This window comes from Antarctobacter jejuensis (assembly GCF_052266595.1).
GTDB classification, from domain to species: domain Bacteria; phylum Pseudomonadota; class Alphaproteobacteria; order Rhodobacterales; family Rhodobacteraceae; genus Antarctobacter; species Antarctobacter jejuensis.
This window is the reverse complement of the sequence record NZ_JBQQXJ010000015.1, coordinates 104,995-121,479: the sequence shown is the minus strand read 5'-3', so window position 1 is coordinate 121,479 and position 16,485 is coordinate 104,995. Positions and strand designations below refer to the sequence as shown.

Here is a 16,485-nt window from a genome sequence, read left to right as displayed (position 1 = left end):
AGATCATGTTCGGAAGACTCAAGGACTGGAGGCGTGTGGCCACCCGATATGACCGGTGCCCGAAGGTCTTCTTTTCGGCCATCGCCCTCGCCGCCCTCGTCATCTACTGGTTATGAATCCTGACCCTCAACTGTTACAGAACCGTAAAAAATCCGAGACGCAACGTGCCTAACGGGGGGGCGATAACATCGCCAACCCGGAGCCACTTCCATGAAAAAGACCCTCGCATCCGTTGCAGCCATCGCTGCCGCGCTGCCCGCATTCGCCCAGGACCTGCCGCAAGCCTCCAGCGAATGGTTCACCGCCGGTCAGGCGCACGTCGATGCCCTGATCGCGCGCCAGCACAACACCGGCCGCGCCAAGAACGTCATCGTTCTGGTGGCCGACGGCAACGGTGTCGGCACCAACTATGCGACCCGTCTCTTCATCGGTCAGCAGATGGGCAAACTGGGCGAAGAGCATGTCCTGCCCTATGAGACCACCGATTGGAACGCGGCGCTGGTCAAGACCTACAACATCAATGCCCAGACCCCGGACTCTGCCCCGACTGCGGGTGCCATGAACACCGGCGTGAAACAGCGCTTCAACCTGATCAACCTTGGCGGTGACGCGATCCATGACGACTGTGGCACCGTGGCCGGCAATGAGCTGACCACCTTTGCCGAGATCGTGACCGACATGGACAAGTCTGTCGGAGTCGTCTCGACCGCGCGCCTGACCCACGCCACCCCGGCGGCCGTCTACGCCAAGACCGCCAACCGCAACTGGGAAGACAGCGTGCCTGAGGGCTGCACCACGCAAAAGGACATCGCGGCCCAGCTGATCGACATGATGGACGCGGGCGTGATCGACCTCGCCATGGGCGGTGGCCGCCGCCACTTTGCGCCCGAAGGTGTCGTCACCGAAGAAGGCAAGGAAGGCCGCCGCAAGGACGGCGTCAACCTGATCAACGCGGCCAAGGATGCCGGTGCGCAATACGCGTGGAACACCGAGACCTTCGGCGCGCTGACCATGGACAGCCCGATCCTTGCGCTGTTCAACGACAGCCACATGGAATACGAGGCCGACCGCGCCGATGAGGACGAGCCGTCGCTTGCCGACATGACCAAGAAGGCCATCGAGTTCCTGTCGCAGAACGAGAACGGCTATTACCTCGAAATCGAAGCTGGTCGGGTGGACCATGCCAGCCACGCGGGCAACGCCTATCGCACGCTGACCGATGGCCGCGCCTTTGCCGAAGCGGTCGCCATCGCGGATGAGATGACCGATGACGCGGACACGCTGATCATTGTCACCGCCGACCACGAACACGCCATCGCGTTCAATGGTTACTGCGGCCGTGGCTCCGACATTCTGGGCCTGTGCTACGGCGTGGCCAAGGAAGGCGACAAGCACGCGGATGAGCCGCTGCTGGCCAAGGACGGCAAGCCCTACACCGTCATCGGTTTCCTGAACGGTTCCGGGTCGGTGCTGGTCGAAGACGGCAATGACTTCAAAGGCGCGCGCCCCGACCTGACGCAGGAGGACGCGACCGATCTGGACTATGTCCAGCAGGCGCTGATCCCGATGTCGTCGGAAACCCACTCGGGGGAGGACGTCATGGTCTATGCCAAGGGGCCGTGGGCGCATCTGTTCGACTCGACCATCGAGCAGAACGTGATCTTCCACGTCATGCATCACGCGATCAACGCCGAGTGATCTCCGCAGAGGGACGACGGCTCGGGGTGTCCGCACCCCGGGCCATTTCCCTTTGCCCCCGCAGCGCAATTTCTTTCCGCGTGCGGGGATTTCCTACATCTGCGCGCAGAAAGCCGTTGCGCCAAATCCAACCACAGGAGATCCGTCATGCTCCGTCGCAAATTTCTCCGCGCGGGTCTTGCTGCCCCGGCGCTGATCGCCGCGCCCCTGTGGGCCGGGGACAAGACCCTGAAAATTCGGGACCTTTACCGCAAAGGCGGCGGCATGTCCGACATCGCAACACAGAATGTCGGCTCCCGTCTGACGATCGAAGGCTACATGGCGCCGCCGCTGAAGGCGGAATCGCAGTTCTTTGTCCTGACCAAGATGCCGATGTCGGTCTGCCCTTTCTGCGAAACAGCGGCAGAATGGCCCTCTGACATCCTTGCAATCTACACCAAGCGTGTGGTTCAAGTGTTACCATATAACGTCAAGATCGAGGCGCGCGGTGTTCTCGACCTTGGCAGTTTCAAGGATCCGGAGACCGGATTTCTCAGCCTTGTCCGCCTGACGGACGCCACTTATTTCGAGGCCTGACACCCCATGTCCCTGCCCCTTTCGGTTTTGCAGCTGTCCGTCCGGACACGGAAGGGGCGGCAATTGCTGTCGGTGCCGCAACTGAATGTGCCTGCGGGCGGTTTGCTGGGCGTGCGCGGCCCGTCCGGGGCGGGCAAATCGACCCTTCTGCATGCGCTCAGCGGCCTGCTGGAGGCCGAAGGAACGGTGCGTTGGGGCGACACCGACCTGTCGCAGCAGTCCCCCGAGCAGCGCACAGCCTTTCGGGCGCGCCACATGGGCATGATCTTTCAGGACTTCCTGCTGTTCGACGAACTCTCTCCACTTGCCAACGCGGGCCTTAGCGCGCTGTTTTCGCGCCGGTCGTCGCGGGCGGGGATCACCCGCCGCGCCGCTGACCGGTTGGACCGCCTCGGCGTTCCGGGGGACAGCCGCACGGTGGCCAGCTTTTCCGGCGGAGAGCGTCAGCGCGTCGCCATCTCGCGCGCATTGGCGGGCGATCCCGCGATCCTGCTGGCGGACGAACCCACCGCCAGCCTTGACCGACCCGCCGCCGACCGGCTGATCGAGGATCTGCTGACGCTGGCACGCGACACCGGCAAGACCCTGATCGCCGTCAGTCACGATACACACCTGCTCGACCGGATGGATCGTGTCCTGACCATCGAGGACGGCACCCTGACCGCCGACACTGGGAATCTGGCCGCATGATGGACATCTGGGACGCCCTGCCCGTCCTTGCGCAGGATATCGCGGTTGCGGCTGCGCTGCTCTTGCCGCTCCTGCTCCTCGGGGCGGTACTGATGCGCGGGTTTCAGCCTTGGCCGCTGGTAAGTGCGTTGCTCTGGCGGTTCCGCTGGGCGAACCTGATGTTTGTCCTGTTGATCGCCGTTTCCACCGGGATGGGTATCGGCCTGATCGCACAAGAGCGCGGTCTGCGCGTCGGCACTGCCCGCGCGGCGGAGAAATTCGACCTTGTGGTGGCCGCGCCGGGATCGGAGTTGACCCTGCTGATGGCCGCCGTCTACCTGCAACCCACCGCGGTGCCCTTGCTCGACGGGGCCGCCTATGACCGGATCGCCAGCCATGCGCAGGTCGATATCGCAGCACCCATCGCCTTTGGCGACAGTTATGAGGGGGCGCCGGTTGTCGGCACCATCGCCGACTTCGTGCTGCACCTCTCTGACGGCCAGATCGAGGGCCGCCTGTTCGAACGGTCGGGTGAGGCCGTGATCGGGGCGGCGATCCCTTTGCAGATCGGCGATCGGTTCACCCCGGCGCATGGCACCGGTGACGCCGCCGAGGGTGATGCCCACGACGGGTTCGAAATCGAGGTGGTGGGCCGCATCCCGCGCTCCGGCTCACCCTGGGATCGCGCCATCCTGATCCCGGTGGAAACCGTCTGGGAGGTGCACGGCCTTGCCAACGGTCACGGCCTTGAGGACGGCGACCGCATCGGACCGCCCTTTGACCCCGCGCTGTTTCCCGGTACCCCCGCGATCATCGTCCGCGCGACAGAGCTTTGGGCCAATTACGCCCTGCGTTCGGAATTTACCGAAGCGGGTGAGACCATGGCCTTTTTCCCCGGTACGGTGCTGGCCAATCTCTACCGCGTGATGGGCGATGTCAGGCAGGCCATGTCGATCCTGTCCATCGTTACGCAGGTCCTTGTGGCCGCCTCTGTTCTGCTGGGTCTCTTCATCCTCACGCGGCTGTTTCAGCGCCAACTGGCCATGTTGCGCGCGCTGGGCGCGCCGCGCCGCTTTGTCATGTCGGTTGTCTGGGGCTACGGCGTCGGTCTGTTGGCGGCGGGGACTGTGCTGGGCCTTGCCTTTGGCTTTGCCGCCGCAGCTGTCCTGTCGCGGATCGTGACCGAACGGACCGATATCCTCGTGACCGCCGCAATCACATGGTCCGAGGTCAACCTTGCGCTGGCCTTCCTGTCCGCCACCTCGCTCTTGTCGCTTGTTCCGGCGCTGGTCGTCCTGACACGCCCCATCGTGGAGAACCTTCAGAAATGAGACATCTGCTCGCCGTTGCCCTGCTGCTTGCCACCCCGGTGCCTGCTGAAGAGGGCCACGACCACGCCGATCCGGAGCATGCCTTTGAGATCGGCGGGCTTGAGATCCTGCACCCGTGGACAAATGCCACCGATCACGATCATGCATGGCTGTTCATGGAGCTGCACAACCAAGGCGACGCCCCGGTCGCAATCATCGGCGCGCGGATTGACGGCGGGCCGGAGGGGCAGTTGGTCGGCTTTCGCATGAAAGACGGGGAAATGACCTTTGACCCCCTGCCGCCGATCCCTGTCGCGCCGGGCAAGGAGCTGGACCTGGCACCGGACAGTCTGGCCATTCGTTTCGACGGTCTGGCGGCACCGCTGGGGGAGGGCGGCCATTGGGAGGTGATCCTGCGGACCACTGCCGGTGAGCTGGAAATCGACGTGGCAATCGAACCCGCGGATGCCCGCCAGCACGGGCACGCCGGCCACGCGCACTGATCGCGTTTTCACCTCAATAACTTGACCCAACTTGCATTTCCTACGTACACAAAAGATGTGCAAAGGGGATGCAATGCCGACAACACGCAAGGATACCTGCAAAGCCGCGCTGAAACGGCGCATACTCTCGCTTGATCTGGCGCCGGGAAGCGAACTGGACGAAAGCCAGCTTGCCGGCGAATACGGCCTCTCCCGCACGCCATTGCGCGAGATCTTTCAGGCGCTTGCCGGAGAGGGCTATCTGCGGCTGGAGGTGAATCGGGGCGCGCGGGTTGCCCTGATGGACGTGGACACCTTGCGCAGCCTGTTCCAGACCGCGCCGCTGCTTTATTCCAGCCTTGCCCGGCTGGCAGCGTCCAACCGGTCTGCGGGTCTCGACACGCTCAGGCAGATTCAATCCCGCTTCCTTGCGGCCGTGCAGGCCGGGGACCCGACCGCTGCCGCGCTGGAAAACCATGTCTTCCTTCTGAGTTTGGGGGAGGTCGCGGACAACCCTTACCTGCTGCCCGCGCTGCGGCGCATGTTGATCGATCACACGCGCCTTGGTCTGGGGTTCTATCGTCCGGACACAAGGAAGGAAAAGAAGCTGCTCAAACGAGCCGTGCAACGGAATGAGGCACTGATTGCCGCGATAGAGGCGGGCGACGCCGAGCAGGCGGTCGCCTTGGTCCTGCAAGGCTGGGAGGTGTCGCGGGCGCAGATAGAGCGCTCCATGCAGGCCGATCCGTTGCCTTTGGAAACCACGGGGGTCGGTGAGCCGACACCCGTGCCCGGCTGAACAGGTGTCCACGCGTGGACACGCACCCGGTCTAATGAAATCAATGGTTTCCAGAGGCGAATTTACGAAGCCTTAGGAATTGTGCCCCTCACGCGCCGTCGGCGAGGTCCTTCAGGATCGGGCAATCCGGGCGGTCGTCGCCGTGGCAGGCATGCACCAGAGAGGACAGGGTTTCCCGCATCCCCTGCAACTGGGCGATCTTTTCGTCGATCCGCGTCAGGTGCTCCTCTGCCACGTGTTTCACATCGGCGCTGGCGCGCGTTTCATCCTCATAGAGCGCCAACAGCATCCGGCAGTCCTCGATCGAGAATCCCAGCGCCCGCGCCCGCGCCAGAAAGGCGAGCTTGTGCACATCCGTTTCCCGAAAGGCGCGGTAGCCGTTGGCGTTGCGCAGGGGGGTCACAAGGCCGATGTCCTCGTAATAGCGGATTGTCTTTGCCGGCAACCCGGCTCGTTCCGAAACCTGTCCGATGTTCATGCCGTTGCCTCCTGTTGCACGGGTGCGACGGGGGGCCGTTCCTCTGCCAATGCGTGGTCCAGCTGGCGCAGGCGCAGCGCGTTGGTCAGGACAAAGACCGAGGACAGCGCCATCGCCCCCGCTGCCAGCATGGGCGACAGCAGCAGACCGGTCAGCGGGTACAGCACCCCGGCGGCCACCGGGATCAGCGCCACGTTGTAGCCAAAGGCCCAGACAAGGTTCTGGCGGATATTGCGCATCACCCGGCGGCTGACGTGCAGGGCGTTGACCGCCCCCGCTACCGCGCCAGAGGACAGCACCACATCGGCGCTTTCGATGGCGACATCGGTGCCGGTGCCGATGGCAAGGCCCACCTCCGCCTCTGCCAGCGCAGGGGCGTCGTTTATGCCGTCGCCGACAAAGGCAACCGCGCCGAACCGGTCGCGCAGGTGGCGCACGGCCTCGACCTTGCCCTCGGGCAATACCTCTGCCTCGACATGGTCGATGCCCAGATCGCGGGCGATGGCCTGCGCCACGGCGCGGGCGTCGCCCGAGATCATCGCAACCTGCACACCGGCCTCGCGCAGGGCGGCAACCGCCTGCCGCGCGCCGGGTTTGACCCGGTCCGCCACGGCAAAGGCCCCGGCCAATTGCCCATCAATGGCGACAAGCACGGGTGTCTGCGCGGCCTGTTCCATCTCGTTCAGGGTGGTGAAGAGCGGCGAGAGGTCCAGACCCTCCTGGGCCATCAGCCGGGCGTTGCCGACCAGCACATCGCGGCCAGAGACACGCGCCCGCAGGCCGTGACCGGGAATGGCCTGCAGCTCCTCGGCAGGGTCCACCGATCCGGCGGCCTGCAAGAGCGCGCGCGCGATAGGATGTTCCGATCCCTGTTCGGCGCTGGCGGCCAGCGCCAGCACGGTTTCCGCATCAAAGCCGGGCAGCGCCTCTGCGCGGGTCAGCGCGGGGCGGCCTTCGGTCAGGGTGCCGGTCTTGTCAAAGGCAAAGACGCCCACGTCTTCGAGCCGTTGCAGTGCCTCTCCCTTGCGGAACAGCACGCCCAGTTCAGCGGCGCGCCCGGTGCCGACCATGATGGACACCGGCGTGGCAAGACCCATCGCACAGGGGCAGGCGATGATCAGGACCGAAACCCCGGCAACCAGCGCATGGGTCAGGCCGGGACCAAACAGCAGCCAAGTCAGGACCGTCAGCGTGGCGATGACCAGCACCGCTGGCACGAACCACAGCACCACCCGGTCGGCCAGCGCCTGAATCGGCAGCTTGGCCCCCTGCGCCTGTTCGACCAGCGCCACGATACGAGACAGCACGGTGTCGGCCCCCACGGCCTCTGCCCGGACGCGCAGCGCGCCCGCGCCGTTGACCGTGCCGCCGATGACCTGCGCGCCGTCGGATTTCTCGACCGGGGCGGGTTCGCCGGTGACCATGCTTTCCTCGACGAAGGAGCGCCCGGTCAGCACGACGCCGTCCGTGGGAATCCGCTCTCCGGGGCGGATGTGCAGCACGTCGCCCTTTTGCAGGTCGGTCGCGGCGATCTCTTGCGTTGTGCCGTCCCGTTCAACGCGGGCGGTGTCGGGGCGCAGGTCCAGCAGGTGCCGGATGGCGGCACCGGTTCGGCCCTTGGCGCGCGCCTCCAGCCAGCGGCCCAGCAGGATCAGGGTGACGATGACGGCGGCCGCCTCGAAATAGACGTCGCGGGCATTGGCGGGCAGCAGGGAGGGAGCAAAGAGCGCGATGGTGGAATAGCCCCACGCCGCCAGCGTGCCGAGCGCGACAAGGGAGTTCATGTCCGGCGTGCCCTTGGCCAGCAGCGGCAGGCCGATGCGATAGAAACGCCGTCCGGGGCCGATCAGCACGGCGCTGGTCAGCACGAATTGTATCGCCCACCACGCGGTCTGCCCGAAGGTGCCCATGATCCAGTGGTGAATGGCCGGGATCAGGTGCCCGCCCATGACGCCCAAGAACACCGGCAGGGTCAGCGCCCCCGCGATCAGCGTGTCGCGCCGCAGCGCGCGGGCCTCTTGTGCCTGCCGTTCCGTGGTGTCGGGGCCGGTATCGCCGTCAATCGGCGTGGCCGGATAACCGGCCTGCGTCACCGTCTGGGCAAGGGTGTCCGCCGTGACGCTGCCGGACAGCGCGCGTATCTCCGCGCTTTGTGCGGTCAGGTTCACCCGCGCCTCGATCACGCCGGGGACCGCGTTCAGCGCCTTTTCCACCCGCCCCACGCAAGAGGCGCAGCTCATCCCGTCTATCTCCAAGCGGATGCGGGATTCGGCGGCGGGATACCCGGCGGTCTTCAGCGCCGCTTGCAGGGCCGTGGCCGGTTGATCCGTGTTCACCGTCGCCATGCGGCTGGCGAGGTTCACATTGGCCTCAGCCACGCCCTCGACACCGGCAAGCGCTCGGGTGGCGCGCCCGGCGCAGCCGCCACAGGTCATTCCGGTCACTTCAAAACGTAAAACGCTCATGAGTCTTGCCTCCTGCGACTGGATATAGGGCTTCCAGTCACGGGAAGGTAAAGACCCCCGAGTGAATTTTTTCACCGGGTCAGGAGAGGCCGGTTTCCTGCGCGATCTGGGCGCGGGATTTGCGCGCGCGCTCAGTGGCCGATTTCAGCTGGCCACAGGCGGCCATGATATCCTCACCGCGCGGGGTGCGGATGGGAGAGGCGTAACCGGCCTTGTAGATGATGTCGGCAAAGCGTTCGATCCGCGACCAGTCTGACCGCTGGTAGGGAGAGCCGGGCCATTCGTTGAAGGGGATCAGGTTGATCTTGGCCGGGATGCCCTTGATGAGGCTGACAAGGCGCCGCGCGTCGTCGTCGGTGTCGTTCACATCCTTCAGCATCACGTATTCAAAGGTGATGCGTTCAGAGTTGGACAGGCGCGGGTACTCGCGCAGCGCGTTCAGCAGCGTTTCGATGTTCCAGCGCTTGTTGATCGGCACCAGCTTGTCGCGCACCTCATCGGTGGTGGCGTGAAAGCTGACCGCCAGCTGACAGCCGATTTCCTCGGCGGTCTTGGCGATTTCCGGCACAACGCCGGAGGTGGACAGCGTGATGCGGCGGCGCGACAGGGCGATGCCCTCGCCGTCCATGGCGATGTTCATCGCATCGCGCACGTTGTCGAAATTGTACAGCGGTTCGCCCATGCCCATCAGCACGATGTTGGACAGCAGGCGCGGGCCATCGACCCCGGTGCCGGTGCCCGGCGCGGGCCATTCGTCCAGATCGTCGCGCGCCAGCATGATCTGGCCGACGATTTCGCCCGCCGTCAGGTTGCGCACCAGTTTCTGCGTTCCGGTGTGGCAGAAGGAACAGGTCAGCGTGCAGCCCACCTGGCTGGAGATACACAGCGTGCCGCGATCCGCCTCGGGGATATAGACCACCTCGACCTCATGCCCGCCCGCGATGCGCACAAGGTATTTGCGGGTGCCATCGGCAGAGACCTGTTTCGACACCACCTCCGGCAGGGCGATCACGAAATTCTCGGCCAGCATGGCGCGATAGGGTTTCGCGAGGTTGGTCATCGCGTCGAAATCGCGCACGCCCCAATGGTACAGCCATTGCCACAGCTGGTTCACCCGCATCTTGACCTGCTTTTCCGGCGTGCCAGCCGTCAGCAGCGCCTCGCGCAACTGCGGGCGGGTCAGACCGACAAGGTTGACCGGTCCCTCCGGCAGCTTGCGGGGGATGGTCACGAGATCCTGGGTAATGGGCGTCGTCGCAGTCATGCGAAAAGGCTCCTGTCTGGCGCGAAGCCCGCCGTATACAGGATTCGCCGCAAATGCCAAAGGGCCGAATGACACGTCGTCACGCGGCCCCCGCTTCTTCTCTTTTCAAATACGCTCCAAACGGCCGCAAGGCCGTTCACGCCGTTACGAACAGCGCTTGTCGGCGTCCTCGATCGCTGCGGTAAAGCCCAGCAGCGAGAAGGTGTCCTTGGTCTGCGTACCCCGGCTGGACTCGGCGGACACAACGGCATCCGCCCCACGCTTCATCGCGTTGATCAGCTTGACGTCGTCCTGCGGTGTCGCGGGCCAGGCCCACTCGCCCTCTGTGTAGAGTTCGAACTCTGTGTCGCCGATGGCGACCTTGACCGTGGACCCCTTGGCAAAGGGGTAGCCGCCGGTAAAGGCCACCTGTCCCTTCACCCCGGCATCGGGGCGATAAAAGACCATGAGCAGGATCTCACCCCGCGTAACGGCGACCACGCGGCCATCCTTGGTGTTCACGCTTTCCTTGTAGGTGGTCACGGCCCAGCATTCGCGTGGGCTTGCCTCCTCAAAGACCGACCAGTCGGTCATGGCGTCCACGCGGGCTGTGCTGCTCTCCTGCGCGCCCGCTGCAGCGGCGCCCAGCAGAAGCGCCGCGACGCTCATTCCCCGAACCAGACCAGAAATCATACCTGCTGCCTCCAGATGCATTTGCCTTCAATTCCCTTGCGCGCGGCGTGTCCCGACGCTTGTCGCACAATATGGGCCTTTTCTCTCGACGCGCGGACAATAGCCTGAAAAAAACACGGCGGAAAAGCCCCGGTGGCAGATTATCGCTCAACTCTCTGGAGATAGCCCGATGACCGCAGTTCCCATGGTCGAAATCATCCGCGGTCCGGTGGTGGAAAGCCATCATTCCGGGCATGCGGTCATCTGTGATCACAAGGGTTTGATCGTCGAGGCATGGGGCGATCCGGGGGCCGTGGTGCTGCCGCGCAGTTCCGCGAAGATGATTCAGGCGCTGCCGCTGGTCGCCTCCGGGGCGGCGCGCGCGGTCGGCCTGTCGACGGAACGGCTGGCGCTGGCCTGTGCCAGCCATCAGGGCGCGCCGTTGCACGCGCGAAAGGTCGGCGCCTGGCTGTCAGAGATGGGTTTCGCCGAAGAGGACCTGATCTGTGGCCCGCAGCCCTCGCGGGACAAGGACCTGCGATTCGAAATGATCCGCGAGGGGCGCGCGCCGGGGCGGGTTTTGAACAACTGTTCGGGCAAGCACACGGGCTTCCTGACCCTTGCGCGGCATCTGAAGGCCGGGCCGGATTACGTGTCGCCGGACCATCCGGTGCAGTTGGCCTGCCGCGCGGCCTTTGAAGAGGTGACGGGTGAGGCCAGCCCGGGTTTCGGGATCGACGGCTGTTCGGCGCCGAATTCCGCCACCACGATGCTGGGCATGGCGCGGGCGATGGCGTTTTTCGCCACTGCCGCCGAACGGTCTGACGCGCAATCGAGGGCGGCCGCCGATCTGGTGGCGGCAATGATCGCGCATCCGGAGCTTGTGGCGGGCGAGGGGCGGGCCTGTACCCTCCTGATGCGCGCAGCCCGTGAGCCGGTGGCGATCAAGACCGGGGCCGAGGGCTATTTCGTGGCCATCCTGCCGAAACGTGGGCTGGGGATCTCGCTGAAGATCGCCGACGGGGCGACGCGGGCCTCGGACTGTGCCATCGCGGCGCTTCTGGTGCGGCTGGGCGTGCTTGAGGCCGGGCATCCGGATGTGGCGCGCTTCCTCAACCCGCCGGTGCGCAACTGGGATGGGTTGGTGACCGGCGAAATCCGCCCGGTGGCGGGACTGGCGGGGTAAGAGGGGGCGCTGCCCCCTCGGCCTGCGGTCGACTCCCCCGAGGGTATTTGGAAGCCCAAAGAAACCGGGAGGTTGCGCGATCAGGCCGACGCGAAGTCCGCCTTTGTGTACCCCTGAAGATAGAGCAGGGCGGTCAGGTCGCCGTGGTTCACCCGCAGGCCGCATTGGGCCTGAACGCTGGGTTTGGCGTGCAGGGCGACGCCCAGACCGACGCGGGTCAGCATGCCAAGGTCATTGGCACCGTCGCCCACGGCGATCACGTCCTGTTCCGCGATGCCCAGTTGCGCGGTGATCTCTTCCAGCGCCTGCACTTTGGCCTCACGCCCGAGGATCGGGCGGGCGACCTCTCCGGTGAGCTTGCCATCCTGTGCCAGCAGGGTGTTGGCGCGGTTTTCGTCAAAGCGCAGCAGGGCGGAGACGCGGGCGGTGAAGGCGGTGAAGCCGCCCGAGACGAGGACGCAATGGCCGCCTGCCGCATGCATGGTGTCCAGCAGGGCCTTGCCGCCGGGCATCAGGGTGATGCGGCTTTGCATGACTTCGTCGATGACAGTTTCGGGCAGGCCCCGGAGCAGGCCGACCCGTTCGATCAGCGCGCCTTCGAAGTCCAGCTCGCCATTCATGGCGCGGGCGGTGATGTCCCGGACACGGTCGCCGACGCCTGCCACCTCGGCCAGTTCGTCGATGCATTCCTGCTGAATCATGGTGCTGTCCATGTCGGCCAGCAGCATCTTCTTTTGCCGCCCCTCGGCGGGCAGGATGTTGAGATCCGCCATGTCCGCGATGGAGGCGCGGATCTGATCGAGGTTGGCGGGGGGCGTTTCGATGGGGAATTCGGCGGCCTCATCGGCGGAGAGCCAGCTGGCCATGCCGCCGCCCAGCGCGTTGCGCAGGCTGTCGACCAGCGCAGGGTCCAGTTGGCCGGGTCTGGCGATGAGCGAGGCGATGAGCATTCCGTGTCCCCCTGAGGTTGCGGCGCGCTTTTGGCATGGCGGCGGGCGTTTGGCCAGTGGGCGTGCGGCCCGGAGTACGGTCAGGCAAAGGCGCCGTGGCAGAACCAGCCGGGTGATGTCTCTCCGCCATGGGCAAAGAACAGCCACAGCCGGTCGCCCCGGTCGGTGTCCACGCGCCAGTAGTCGCGCGGGCCGGAGCGCCAATCGGGGTCGTCCAGCCACCATTCGGGGGCGATGCGTTCCGGTCCGGTTGCGCCGGTTGTCTGCCAGTCGCGCCCGCGCCATCGGAAGGCCTGCGGCGGGTCGCTGCTGTCGGGGGCGGTCACCGGTTCGGGCCGCCAGAGGGTCAGCGGGCGTGGCGCGGGCGGCACGGGCCAGTCGCGCACCGGGTCCGACCATGCGGCGGCAAGGGTGAGGGCGGATTTCTCCGGCAGGTGGCTGTCGGCGGGGGCGCGGCGGGTCACGGCCTCCATCCCCAGCCGCGCGCCAAGGCGGCTGGTCAGGTCCTCCAGCGCGGCGCCGCCGTGTTGGCGGCGGCTGCCCTTTTGCGCGGCCTCAAGGTGACCGGCGCGGGTGCGGGCATGTTGCGCTTCGTGGTGCTGGGCCTCCAGTCGCAGCATGTCGATGCCGGGGCCCGCGTCGATCTCTGGCAGCCTCAGGCGGATCAGCGGCATCAGGCGGTGCGGTTGCGTGGTGGCGGTGGCGCAGGTGACGGTCTGCCACTGCATCTGGTGATCGCAGCGGTGCGCCTCTATCCGCAGGGTGCGGACGCCGCGATTGCGCGCCTTCAGACGCTCGCACAGGCGGTCTGTCATGCGCGACAGCGCCTCTTCGACGTCGTCCTGCAGGCCGATGGGATCGGGGAAGGACATGCGCAGGGCAAAGCGGTCTGGCGGCGCGGCGGGTGAGATCGGTTCCGGCGCGGCACCGGTGGCCTGATCGAGGCGCAGCGTCAGGGCGCGGCCGAACCGGCGGGCCAGCGGTGCGCGCGGCTGGCCCAGCAGATCGCCGATGCGGCGCAGCCCGAGGCGGGTCAGCTGTTCGGTGACCAGCGGGTCCAGCCGCAGGGCGGCGACGGGCAGCGGCGAGAGCGCCGTCCAGCTTTGCCCCGGTGGCGCGATGCAGGGCTGTATGGCGGGGGCGGTCGGGCTGGTCAGCGTGGCGCCGCCGCGTTCCCAGTGGCGGCGTTTGCCAGCGCGGGCGCGGGTGGCGGGCGCCTCCTGGTCGATGGCGTCGCCGGATCGGGCATGGGCCGGCGTCTGCCGCGAGAACCGCGCCAGCGCCCATGCCGCGCCCAGCGTATCGGCGATGCCAAGGCGGACCGACAGGCCCAGATCGGCGCAGTCGCGGTTGACCTGTTCGGCCAGCCGGTCCTCGCCGCCAAAGAGATGCGCGCAGCCGGTCAGGTCGATCACCAGGCCGTCGGGCACATCGGCCGAAACCCAGGGAGAGAATTTGCCCGCCCAGCGGTGCAGCGCGCCCAGAAACGCCGCCTCACGGTGCGGTTGCGCCGGGCGGGTCAGCAGGCCCGCGCACATGGCATGGGCATCGCGCAGCGGCTGGCCGCGGGTCAGACCGGCCTCAGAGGCGCGGATCGACAGGGCAGAGAGCAGCTGTGCGGGCCCCTCCTGCGCGACGGTGGCAAAGGGGATATCGGCCAGATGCGGCTCTGCCCGGATCAGCCTTTCGGCGCCGAGGCGGGGAAACCAGAGCGAGAGGATACGGCGGTGGGGCATGGGAATCGCAGCATGTTCTCATTTTGTTCTATACGCCGCGATGCAGGGAGTCGAGTCGGCCTGCGCCCTGTGCAGCGCGGGATTTTTTGGCCGAGCATGCATAAAATTTGGGGAAAGGGATTGAATCCCATGATTTTTTCTCCGATTTTCCGGGAAAATTTGACCTGACGATTGGAGCACGGATGATCCCTCGTATCGCACCCCTTGCCGCAATTTGCCTTTTCGCCACCAGCGCCGTGGCGCAGCCCGTCCCGGGCACGGAAATGGACACCCAGTACAAGGTCTATTCCGGCGCCACCCCGATCGGTGATCCGATCTTCGAGACCAGCTATACCACCCGTTTCCTGGGGGCCGAGGGCGATCTCGTCCTGACGGAACTCTGCTACGAACAGCTCCGCCGGGGCCAGCCGACCTGCGATACGGTTTCCGGGCAGGCGGTGTTGAACGGGGTGATCCCGGTGGCCAATCTGAATTGGCGGCGCTCGGACGGGGACCGGGCCGCGCTGGCCAAGGCGCTGCGCGCGGCAAAGACGGATGAGGGCGTGACCCTGCCGGACCGGGATTTCCTGCCGCTGACCGAGGGCAAGACCCTCACCTGGGTTCAGCCGTCCAGCGCAGGCCCGGTGCAGAACACCCTGACGCAGACCTGCTGTTCCAGCACGACGTCCCCCTTTGGCGCCGATCATGAGGTCTGGACCCTGCGGGTCGAGATGACAAACATGCAGTCGGGTGAGCCGCTGGGCACTGCGGCGCTGCAATACGATGCCGTGGTTGGCTGGGTCTTTGCCCAGCAGTCCAGCAACGACGCCGGTGGCAAGACCACGGCGATTGGCCTGCCGACGGACCTGCGCCTGCCGAAATAACCCGGCGCGTGCCGAATTTCGCAGGCATCCGCGCGGGCGTGGATGCTTGCGGCGAATGGCGCTTTCCCTCAGGGTGGGCGCAAACGCGATCCACAGGAGGGACAGAAGATGCGCACGCGTGCAGCGGTGGCTCTGGAGGCGGGCAAACCGCTTGAAATCATGGAAGTGAACCTCGAAGGGCCGAAAGCCGGTGAGGTTCTGGTCGAGATCAAGGCCACGGGCATCTGTCACACCGACGAATTCACCCTGTCGGGCGCGGACCCGGAAGGGCTGTTCCCCGCCATCCTCGGCCACGAAGGCGCGGGCGTGGTTCTGGAAGTGGGCGAAGGCGTGACCAGCCTGAAGCCGGGTGATCACGTGATCCCGCTCTACACGCCGGAATGCCGTCAGTGCGAATACTGCCTCAACCCCAAGACCAACCTCTGTCAGGCGATCCGTTCGACGCAGGGGCAGGGGCTGATGCCGGATGGCACCTCGCGGTTCTCGATGCTCGATGGCACGCCGATCCTGCATTACATGGGCTGTTCGACCTTTTCCAATCACACGGTCCTGCCGGAAATCGCGCTGGCCAAGATCAACCCCGACGCACCTTTCGACAAGGTCTGCTACATCGGTTGTGGCGTGACCACCGGCATCGGCGCGGTGATCAACACCGCCAAGGTGGAAATCGGGTCCCGCGCGATTGTCTTCGGCCTTGGCGGGATTGGCCTGAACGTGATTCAGGGCCTGCGGCTGGCGGGGGCGGATCAGATCGTCGGCATCGACCTGAACAACGACAAGAAGCCGATGGCCGAACATTTCGGCATGACCGACTTCGTGAACCCCAATGATGTCGAGGGCGATATGGTGGCGCATCTGGTCGAACTGACCAGGGGCGGTGCCGATTACACCTTTGACGCCACCGGCAACGTCAACGTCATGCGCACCGCGCTGGAAGCGGCGCACAAGGGCTGGGGCGAAAGCATCGTCATCGGCGTGGCACCAGCCGGGGCCGAAATTTCGACGCGGCCTTTCCAGCTGGTCACCGGCCGGTCCTGGCGCGGCACGGCCTTTGGCGGCGCGCGTGGGCGGACGGATGTGCCCAAGATCGTCGACTGGTACATGGACGGCAAGATCGAGATCGACCCGATGATCACGCACACGCTAACGCTGGACGAGATCAACAAGGGGTTCGACCTGATGCACGCGGGTGAATCGATCCGCGCGGTCGTGGTGTTCTAAGACCGCAGCGGGGCGTTCCCCGCCTTATGCGATTGCGAAACGCCGGTTCCGGGTGGGGCCGGCGTTTTCATTTGGGCAGGTGCGCCGCAGATCGTCCGATAACCGGCGGCAGAGAGCCTTGGCCACGGCGCCCCTCC

At 65.9% G+C, this 16,485-nt stretch carries 15 protein-coding genes and 1 pseudogene; 10 read left to right on the top strand and 6 right to left on the bottom strand.

What is annotated here, in order from left to right; genetic code table 11:
• The 7 genes and pseudogenes from ACTXGA_RS19235 to ACTXGA_RS19205 form a co-directional block, all read left to right on the top strand.
• Positions 1-116: pseudogene (locus ACTXGA_RS19235) on the top strand (IS5/IS1182 family transposase); the annotation flags it as partial.
• A 94-nt stretch (positions 117-210) separates the two neighbouring features.
• Positions 211-1,698 (top strand): alkaline phosphatase, encoded by a 1,488-nt coding sequence (locus ACTXGA_RS19230; protein ID WP_443396233.1) that lies wholly within the window; start codon positions 211-213, stop codon positions 1,696-1,698.
• Positions 1,699-1,845: 147 nt separating this feature from the next.
• On the top strand, positions 1,846-2,274 hold the full coding sequence (locus ACTXGA_RS19225) for a hypothetical protein (RefSeq protein ID WP_443396232.1): 429 nt from the start codon (positions 1,846-1,848) through the stop codon (positions 2,272-2,274).
• 6 nt (positions 2,275-2,280) lie between these two features.
• Complete coding sequence (locus ACTXGA_RS19220) at positions 2,281-2,964, top strand: ABC transporter ATP-binding protein (protein ID WP_443396231.1); 684 nt, start codon at positions 2,281-2,283, stop codon at positions 2,962-2,964.
• Positions 2,961-4,274, top strand: a complete 1,314-nt coding sequence (locus ACTXGA_RS19215; protein ID WP_443396230.1) for an ABC transporter permease family protein — start codon at positions 2,961-2,963, stop codon at positions 4,272-4,274. Before ACTXGA_RS19220 ends, ACTXGA_RS19215 begins: the two co-directional genes overlap by 4 nt.
• Complete coding sequence (locus ACTXGA_RS19210; RefSeq protein ID WP_443396229.1) at positions 4,271-4,756, top strand: copper chaperone PCu(A)C; 486 nt, start codon at positions 4,271-4,273, stop codon at positions 4,754-4,756. The genes ACTXGA_RS19215 and ACTXGA_RS19210 overlap by 4 nt, the downstream gene beginning before the upstream one ends.
• A gap of 73 nt (positions 4,757-4,829) precedes the next feature.
• Positions 4,830-5,534, top strand: a complete 705-nt coding sequence (locus tag ACTXGA_RS19205) for a GntR family transcriptional regulator (RefSeq protein WP_443396228.1) — start codon at positions 4,830-4,832, stop codon at positions 5,532-5,534.
• Positions 5,535-5,622: 88 nt separating this feature from the next.
• Here the strand turns inward: ACTXGA_RS19205 and cueR are convergent, their stop codons facing one another.
• The 4 genes from cueR to ACTXGA_RS19185 form a co-directional block, all read right to left on the bottom strand.
• Positions 5,623-6,012: a Cu(I)-responsive transcriptional regulator gene (gene cueR / locus ACTXGA_RS19200; RefSeq protein ID WP_443396227.1), complete on the bottom strand. Its 390-nt coding sequence runs from the start codon at positions 6,010-6,012 to the stop codon at positions 5,623-5,625.
• The gene (locus ACTXGA_RS19195; RefSeq protein WP_443396226.1) at positions 6,009-8,477 is read right to left on the bottom strand and encodes a heavy metal translocating P-type ATPase; all 2,469 of its coding nucleotides are present in this window, start codon (positions 8,475-8,477) and stop codon (positions 6,009-6,011) included. The genes cueR and ACTXGA_RS19195 overlap by 4 nt, the downstream gene beginning before the upstream one ends.
• Before the next feature lie 79 nt (positions 8,478-8,556).
• Positions 8,557-9,741 carry a dual-specificity RNA methyltransferase RlmN gene (gene rlmN / locus ACTXGA_RS19190; protein ID WP_443396225.1) on the bottom strand — a complete coding sequence of 395 codons (1,185 nt, stop codon included), beginning with the start codon at positions 9,739-9,741 and terminating at the stop codon, positions 8,557-8,559.
• A 144-nt stretch (positions 9,742-9,885) separates the two neighbouring features.
• A complete protein-coding gene (locus ACTXGA_RS19185; RefSeq protein ID WP_443396224.1) occupies positions 9,886-10,413 on the bottom strand; it encodes an invasion associated locus B family protein in 528 nt (175 codons plus the stop codon).
• Positions 10,414-10,582: 169 nt separating this feature from the next.
• Here ACTXGA_RS19185 and ACTXGA_RS19180 point away from each other — a divergent pair, with 169 nt between their 5' ends.
• The gene (locus ACTXGA_RS19180) at positions 10,583-11,578 is read left to right on the top strand and encodes an asparaginase (RefSeq protein ID WP_443396223.1); all 996 of its coding nucleotides are present in this window, start codon (positions 10,583-10,585) and stop codon (positions 11,576-11,578) included.
• A gap of 80 nt (positions 11,579-11,658) precedes the next feature.
• On the opposite strand, the gene serB is transcribed toward ACTXGA_RS19180, so the two are convergent.
• Entirely contained in the window at positions 11,659-12,528 is an 870-nt protein-coding gene (gene serB, locus ACTXGA_RS19175) for a phosphoserine phosphatase SerB (protein WP_443396222.1), read from the bottom strand.
• Positions 12,529-12,608: 80 nt separating this feature from the next.
• Entirely contained in the window at positions 12,609-14,264 is a 1,656-nt protein-coding gene (locus ACTXGA_RS19170) for a Y-family DNA polymerase (RefSeq protein ID WP_443396221.1), read from the bottom strand.
• A 182-nt stretch (positions 14,265-14,446) separates the two neighbouring features.
• Between ACTXGA_RS19170 and ACTXGA_RS19165 the strand changes: the two genes are divergently transcribed.
• Both ACTXGA_RS19165 and ACTXGA_RS19160 read left to right on the top strand, forming a co-directional pair.
• Positions 14,447-15,127, top strand: a complete 681-nt coding sequence (locus tag ACTXGA_RS19165; RefSeq protein WP_443396220.1) for a hypothetical protein — start codon at positions 14,447-14,449, stop codon at positions 15,125-15,127.
• Between the two features lie 108 nt (positions 15,128-15,235).
• Positions 15,236-16,348: an S-(hydroxymethyl)glutathione dehydrogenase/class III alcohol dehydrogenase gene (locus ACTXGA_RS19160; RefSeq protein WP_443396219.1), complete on the top strand. Its 1,113-nt coding sequence runs from the start codon at positions 15,236-15,238 to the stop codon at positions 16,346-16,348.
• Positions 16,349-16,485: the final 137 nt, after the last annotated feature.